At 58.8% G+C, this 6,607-nt stretch carries 9 protein-coding genes and 1 pseudogene; 5 read left to right on the forward strand and 5 right to left on the reverse strand.

All coding sequences use genetic code 11. The features are described 5' to 3' along the window. Nucleotides 1–3 precede the first annotated feature (3 nt). On the forward strand, nucleotides 4–69 hold the full coding sequence (locus tag Q2941_RS50225) for an FAD-linked oxidase C-terminal domain-containing protein (protein WP_458197206.1): 66 nt from the start codon (nucleotides 4–6) through the stop codon (nucleotides 67–69). Between the two features lie 181 nt (nucleotides 70–250). Here Q2941_RS50225 and Q2941_RS50230 read toward each other — a convergent pair whose 3' ends face one another. Beyond that, entirely contained in the window at nucleotides 251–436 is a 186-nt protein-coding gene (locus tag Q2941_RS50230) for a hypothetical protein (RefSeq protein WP_458197342.1), read from the reverse strand. A 787-nt stretch (nucleotides 437–1,223) separates the two neighbouring features. On the opposite strand from Q2941_RS50230, the gene Q2941_RS50235 reads away from it, so the two are divergent. After that, nucleotides 1,224–1,457, forward strand: coding sequence for a hypothetical protein (locus Q2941_RS50235; RefSeq protein WP_458197343.1), 234 nt, complete (start codon nucleotides 1,224–1,226; stop codon nucleotides 1,455–1,457). Between the two features lie 84 nt (nucleotides 1,458–1,541). Here the strand turns inward: Q2941_RS50235 and Q2941_RS50240 are convergent, their stop codons facing one another. Further along, nucleotides 1,542–1,718 carry a hypothetical protein gene (locus tag Q2941_RS50240; protein WP_458197344.1) on the reverse strand — a complete coding sequence of 59 codons (177 nt, stop codon included), beginning with the start codon at nucleotides 1,716–1,718 and terminating at the stop codon, nucleotides 1,542–1,544. A gap of 25 nt (nucleotides 1,719–1,743) precedes the next feature. Between Q2941_RS50240 and Q2941_RS50245 the strand changes: the two genes are divergently transcribed. Beyond that, nucleotides 1,744–2,022: a hypothetical protein gene (locus Q2941_RS50245; RefSeq protein WP_458197345.1), complete on the forward strand. Its 279-nt coding sequence runs from the start codon at nucleotides 1,744–1,746 to the stop codon at nucleotides 2,020–2,022. 217 nt (nucleotides 2,023–2,239) lie between these two features. Here the strand turns inward: Q2941_RS50245 and Q2941_RS50250 are convergent, their stop codons facing one another. Further along, a complete protein-coding gene (locus Q2941_RS50250) occupies nucleotides 2,240–2,656 on the reverse strand; it encodes a hypothetical protein (protein WP_458197346.1) in 417 nt (138 codons plus the stop codon). A 306-nt stretch (nucleotides 2,657–2,962) separates the two neighbouring features. Between Q2941_RS50250 and Q2941_RS50255 the strand changes: the two genes are divergently transcribed. Both Q2941_RS50255 and Q2941_RS50260 read left to right on the forward strand, forming a co-directional pair. Next, nucleotides 2,963–3,670: an aspartate/glutamate racemase family protein gene (locus Q2941_RS50255; protein ID WP_458197347.1), complete on the forward strand. Its 708-nt coding sequence runs from the start codon at nucleotides 2,963–2,965 to the stop codon at nucleotides 3,668–3,670. Nucleotides 3,671–3,824: 154 nt separating this feature from the next. Continuing rightward, complete coding sequence (locus Q2941_RS50260) at nucleotides 3,825–4,979, forward strand: M24 family metallopeptidase (RefSeq protein WP_458197348.1); 1,155 nt, start codon at nucleotides 3,825–3,827, stop codon at nucleotides 4,977–4,979. 165 nt (nucleotides 4,980–5,144) lie between these two features. On the opposite strand, the pseudogene Q2941_RS50265 reads toward Q2941_RS50260, so the two are convergent. Both Q2941_RS50265 and Q2941_RS50270 read right to left on the reverse strand, forming a co-directional pair. Continuing rightward, nucleotides 5,145–5,506 (reverse strand): annotated as a pseudogene (locus Q2941_RS50265) (IS5/IS1182 family transposase); the annotation flags it as partial. A gap of 632 nt (nucleotides 5,507–6,138) precedes the next feature. Beyond that, nucleotides 6,139–6,480, reverse strand: a complete 342-nt coding sequence (locus tag Q2941_RS50270) for a reverse transcriptase domain-containing protein (RefSeq protein ID WP_458197349.1) — start codon at nucleotides 6,478–6,480, stop codon at nucleotides 6,139–6,141. Between the last annotated feature and the right edge of the window lie 127 nt (nucleotides 6,481–6,607).

Consider the following 6,607-nt stretch of genomic DNA (forward strand, 5'->3'; position numbering starts at 1 on the left):
CTGATGGAGCGCATAAAGGAGGCCCTCGACCCGAACAACATCTTAAACCCGGGGAAGGTGCTTCCGTAAGCGAGGCACTCATCGGCCCCTACACGCTTACGACGAAGCGCCGGCGCAGATGCGTCTTATGTCGAGCTCGCCTTCTGATGCGTGCATTGTCTGGAGCGCGGCTTTATCTGGTGTACCCGACCGCATGCACTGATCTGCTGCGGCAATTCTCCGGCAGGAGCTCCGCATAAATCCGCGTCGATCAGAGCGACTGTAAGAACGCGAGCAGATCTGCTTTGGGCTTCCATGGTCTGGTCCGAGCGGGCTCAAAGCCTGCGTGTTTCCAGAACGTCAGCAGCGCCTCGCGCTTCATCTGCAAGTTCGTCGTAATGTACCGCCCAGTCGTCGCTACGCTGGTATGGCCGAGATAGTCGCGGATGACGGTCACGTCGGTACCTGCAGCAGCGCCACCGCGCAGCTATGGCGCCGCACGTGGGGTGTTATCCGCTTGCGTGCAAGCGCCGCGGCGACAGCGTCTTCAATCGATTCAAGCAAATCCGGCAACTTGGCGGCCAGAACGTCCGGCAATAGGCTGAATGTTTGGTGTCCCTCCGGGCAACCGAGCGATACGCACCCCCGGCGGAGTCAGCCGCGCATAGCTGCCGTGGCGAGCAAAGGAACAGCCAGCCGACGGATGCAATGGACAGCGTGGCAAGCAGGTATCACGCCATTCCTGGTTGGCAATGTACGCCTCGATGCTCGACAGCGTTCGCAGCGGGATCTGCAATGTCGGCCCCTGGCGCGTCGGTAACCATCGACGCGATGGGACGGGGATTATGCGGGTCCGGCGCGCCAGCATCATCCGATTCCAGCACTGAAAATCAGCTTCTCCACAGCTGCTCCACATAAAAATGTGCTCCAGATAATGGCTCCAGCAATGTACGAGCGTCCAAGGCCCTTGCGGGCGAGCGAGCTCGGTGAGCCAATCTTAGCCTTCGGTCACATTGCAGGAAGAGCCCGTTAAGGCCGCTCTGGAACTACGCGGCGAAAGCGCCGCTGCGCCCCGACGCACATCGGAACAGCACGAACGCCGGACTTGGGCCGCTATGGCCGCGGTAGTCGGGGACAATCTCCCGAAGAAGTCTTTCTTGGTCTGGCCGCGCCCGGAGTCGAGCACCGGCGCTGTGGTTTCATCCATGAATAGGCAATCCGCCATCGCCAGATGGCGACGTGTGATGTGGTGGCGCTATCGACGAGCCATTGACGGCAAGAAGACTGTCCAGCGGAATCGTGACCACGATGACTGGCTCGCCTACATCCCAGATGCCCATCCCGGCTACATCAGCTGGGAACGATTCCAGCAGAATCTCAAGACTCTCGAGGCCAATGGTCAGGCATATGAAGTGGCGCGCGCACCGTCTCCGCGAGAAGGTACGGCGTTGCTGCAAGGACGGGCAGTATGCGGGTGACGCGGTAAACACTGCCCGGCGTGGACGGCTGGATGCCTGGTACGTCTATGATCGCGCTCACGGCTATCGCGGCGAGCCAAACTGTCAGTCGATCGCCGGGACTCCGATCGACAAGACCATCGGCATACGCCGGACCGCGAACGCAAGCGGCTGCTCGCCCACATCATTGAGGACGTCACCCTCACCAAGATGCCGGCGGAAGGGACCACCAAGATTCACGTCCGCTTCAAGGGAGGCAAAATCCAAAACGCTCACCACCATAGGCCCAAAATCTTCCGCGCAGCAGGTGAAGACGCAGCCCGGTATCGTCGAATTAGTCGACAAGCTCCTCGACAAAAACATCTATTCTGAAATCGCCGAACTCCTCAACCAGCAAGGGTATCGCCCGGGCGGATCGGCGCGGCGTAGCCGCCACTGCTTCACTGACTTACAAGTCGCGTATCTCGTCCAGCGCTACGGCCTGCGCTCGCGCTATGACCGACTGCGAGATCGCGGAATGCTGACAAAACGAGAAGCAGCTGCGCGTCTCAACATTCACGAAACGACCCTCTATCAGGTGCGCTGACCATGGACTCGTCACCAAGCATGCCTACGATGCGCACTATCAGTTATACGAGATTCCCGCATCGAACCTGACGCAAGCAATGCAGTCGATAGAATCGTCTTGTCTATCGAGCTGCCACCTCAAGTCGGCAATGGTGCTAAAATCCTCGACTGAAGCTGAAGGAGGTGTAGTATGAATGCACGTAGTTCCACAGCAGCGCCCGCCCGGACCCGAATCTTCAAACGGTCCGCTCGCTTTGAACAGAAGACGAAAATTGTTCTCGCAATTGGCTCATGGCGGAGTTGCTCGCGCGCCACCATACCAGTATGCCTCGACGAATCATCCACGGGCAAGGGCCTTGAGAGTAGCATCGCTCCTGTTTCTTTTTCCCTGCTGATGCAAATGACCGCCGGCGCGCATGAATCGGGACCACCAGGGCTTCGGCGTGAATCAAACGACACGCAATGTCCATCCGCTCCACCTTCTGCTCCAGAGATCCGAACCTCTGAACGCCGGCCTCGATTTTGGCCGAAACGTCTCCACTTTGTGGATCGCCATCATCGGCTCGCCGCCTGGCAACTTCAAAGGCAGTTAGCGCGCAAGACCACACCTCGATCGCCTCATCGAAGGCTCCCTTTTCGACAAAAGTGACCACAAGGCAGTAAACATCTCCGACGTTTGTCTATCTTGCAACCGATTCCCGCCGATTTAGGGCCCCGTAAATGCCCTGGAGATTGTCTATAGGAACACTGCGGCGCGTCGTGCGATCGTCCCAAGGCTCAGATCGCCTCTTGGACGGGAGCGGCTCGTGTTGCGAAAGCTGCCATCGGGCGCCTTATGACAATACGGCGCTCGATCCCAGCGAGTTTCGAATTCTTCCCGCCCAATCAGGCGAAGAATTTCGGACATATCAGGACCTCGATTAGGGGAATTCGACTTTAAACGGTGCTATGCTTGCTTTATGACAGTCCAGACCTCACGCCTCCTCGGAATTCTGACCCTCGAACGCGGCGTTTCGCCCAACGCCCTGCCGCCAAAGCCAGTGCCCGGCTCGATGCTGAATTCGGCTACCTTCGACTTTCCGACCATCCAGGAAACCGTTGCGGGGGCTTGGGTGGAGAATGTCGTCCACGGAGATCCGACCCTCGAGCCGGCTTATATCGCAGCCGCTAGGCGGCTGGTCGAGCGAGGCGCCGTCGCGATAAGCTCGACCTGCGGCTTCTCTATCCGGCATCAGCCGGCCGTGGCCGCGTCGGTGAACGTGCCCGTGGTGATGTCGAGCCTGCTCCTGTTACCGACGCTGCTTCGCCATCTACCACCGCACGCCAAGATCGCGGTCCTGACCTACGATTCGAAGCATTGCAGCGAAGATCTGCTCGGGCTCAATGATCCGGCCAAACGCGCGAGGGTCGTGATCGGAGGCATCGAAGGCGGCAAGTTCTGGCATGACGAGCTGAAGCGCCCCACGCCACCGCTCGACGTCGCCGCGATCGAAACGGATGTCACCGCCTGCATCGCACGACTCCGCACCGCCCATCCGCAGATCGCGGCCATTCTGTTCGAGTGCGCAGCCTTCCCGATCGTCGCGCCGGCGATCCGTCGTATCGCGAAGTTGCCCATTTACGACATCACGGACCTCTGCCGGATGACGATGGCGTCCACCGCCTGAGATCGTTGTTACCTGCGGGCGAAAACGCAGCTGCGATAAGGGGGCTCAACGATGTCACTACACCAAATCAAACTTTTGCCATCACGCAGGTAGAATGCCGCGCATCGTCGCCATGCAACGAACGTCATCCAGTCAACGTTAGGAGAAACCGCTCATGCCCGCATTTGGTCAACGAGAATATCGTGAGCGTACGGCTAGGTTGCGCCAGCGAATGGCGGAACGCGGCATGGACGCGCTGCTCGTGCTGAGCGAGGCGAACATGAACTACCTCACTGGCTACGATGGATACTCGGACTACGTTCCCCAGCTCGCTCTTGTATGCCAAGACGAGGAAGATCCTTGGTTGATTCTGCGCGAGATGGACATCCTATGCGCAACGCCCACCTCCTACCTGCATCAGTCGCGCATCCTGGGCTATTCCGAGAAATACATCGGTTCGAGTCAGCGGACGCCGTGGCAGCCAATTGGAGAACTGATCCGCGAACACACTAAGTCGAGCCGCATCGGGATCGAACTAACGGCGAAATTATATGGCGTGAAGGCCCATGCTGCCTTGGGCATGAATCTGGACCTTTCAAAGAGCATCGATGCCGATGGCATGATTTCCAAGCTGAAGCTGCTGAAGTCCCCTGCTGAGCTTGCCTACATGGAGCAGGCCGGAAAGATCGTCGATCGGGCCATGCAGGTAGGCCGGCTCGGGGTTGCTGCTGGCGCGCGCCAATGCGACGTAGCCGCGGACATTATGCATGTGCTATGCGCGGGCACACCGGAATTCTCGGGCGGACCTTCCCGCTTTCCGACCATGCCGACCGGCAGCCCCGCGACTGCACCGCATATCAAGTGGTCGGACGAGCGCTACGGGATGGATTGCCAGACCAATTTCGAGCTCGGCGCTTTCCGCCACCGCTATTGTTGTGCGCTGTCCCGGACGGTATTTTTGGGTGAACCGTCCACTCGGTCACGGCACGTGCACCAAGCGGTGGTCGATAGCTTCTTAGCGGCGTTTGAAACGATGCGGCCGGGGGTGACATGCGGTGATGTCGAGCGAGCATTCCGGCGCATCTTCAATCCTCGTGGCGTGCGCAAAGAATCGCGAATCGGCTACTCCATCGGAATTGATTGGACCGACGGCGGCGCGAGCCTGCAGGACGACGACGAGACTGTCATCCAACCCAACATGACTTTCCACCTAATCGTAGGTATCTGGGAGAAGAACGAGGGCTATGTCTTCAGCGAGACCGTACGCGTGGCCGAGGACGGCGCAAAGTCGCTAAGCAGCATGTCGCGTGACTTGCTGGTCAACTGCTGAGATTACACAGTAACTGCATGGACGTCGGCGGTGCCCAGCGCATCGCCGACGTGTAGTAGAACGGTCGCTCTCCCCCTCAAAGCCTGAGCGAGCGAGGAATCATGCTGGTCAGTCATTTGTGTTGTAGATTTCGCCATAACGAGTCGTCCGTGAAGAACTGAGAATTCAGCTCGGGACGAACTGAAGCCGAAGGATGAGCCGGACGCGGATTTGGCGCAACAGAAGCTGCAGCCAGTTTAGGAGACGCAGGAAGTTGTAGCCGGCGGCGGCAAGGACGGCATTGGTGGGTCGCCTTAGCGGTGCCAGAGATAGTTGCGGCCCATTCGATACTCGGATGTGAGATGGCCGATGACCGGTTCGACGGCAGAAGGCCTTCGCAGGTCGCGCTTGATCTGTCGCGTCACCCGCCGCTTCTGCCCTGACGTGAACACCCTGAATTTGTAATCGGGTGGGGCATTGTGGCCGCGATAGTTGTCAGCTAGGAGGCGCTCGATGGTATTGCCGATGAGGGCTTCGATGTCCGGGATGGCATTGCAAGAGGAATCGACAGTCGTCCGTGAAGAACTCTCCAAGCCATTGAGCGGGAGTCGATTTTCGGAGCGGAGCGAGGTTTGAGATTGCAAGCTTTTTAGGTTTGAGGACCGGGAAGCTTGCAATTTCATTTTTGCGATTGATCGGGAGAGGGACGTCTCGCGACGTTACCCCTCCCACACCACCGGGCATACGGGTCCGTACCACGGCGGTTCGATCGAGTTAAGCCGGCACAGGCATGAAGATTCGGGGAGACCAAGAGAGTCGAACACCTGATTTCGTAGAGCGTGTTGAACCGCCGGTGTCCGGACATGCGCCACAGTTCCGTCGGAACCGGCAGCGACCGATGCGGCGAACTTCGCGATGCCGAGGCGGCGAAGCTCCGTGAATCGGTTATGCCCGTTCCGCCATTGCCGCCAGAGATACAAACGCAGTCTCCGGCGGATCCAGGCTTCCAGGTTTGTTAGCACGCGCGGGGGTCTGACAGAAGCCGAAGTACCCCATGAGGTATGGCGTGAGGTCTGCAATCATTTGCGGCAAACTGATCCCTCGCGTCCGGCATGTGATTTCCCGGATTCGGTTTTTTGAACTTGTCGAGGCTTTCGGCTCAATGCGTCGCTCGCTCCCGTCATTCGCAATGCTGAATCCGAGAAATTTCCGCTCCTCTGGTCGCGCCACCGCGCTTTTTGGCCTTGTTGACCTTCAAGCGGAGCTTGTCGGTCAGGAACCGGCTTATCGAGGCCCTCACCCTTTCGCCGGCGTGGAGGCTGCGAACATAAATATTGCAGTCATCCGCGTAACGGCAGAACCGGTGACCACGTCGAGCCAATTCCTTGTCGAGATCGTCGAGCACGATATTACTGAGGAAGGGCGAGAGCGGACCGCCTTGCCGGGTCCCTTCGTCCACCTGTCGGACCAAACCATCTTCCAATACCCCGGCATTCAGGAATGCCAGGATAAGCTTGAGCACGCGTTTATCGGATCCGTGCGACGACGCGCGACATCAGGATGTCGCGGTTAACCGCCGCCTCATACGTCGCTTGGCCAATGCCAAGCTACGTCAAGCCGCCACCATCGAGAATGTCGATTATCGCACC

The sequence above is a fragment of the Bradyrhizobium sp. UFLA05-153 genome (genome assembly GCF_054185185.1).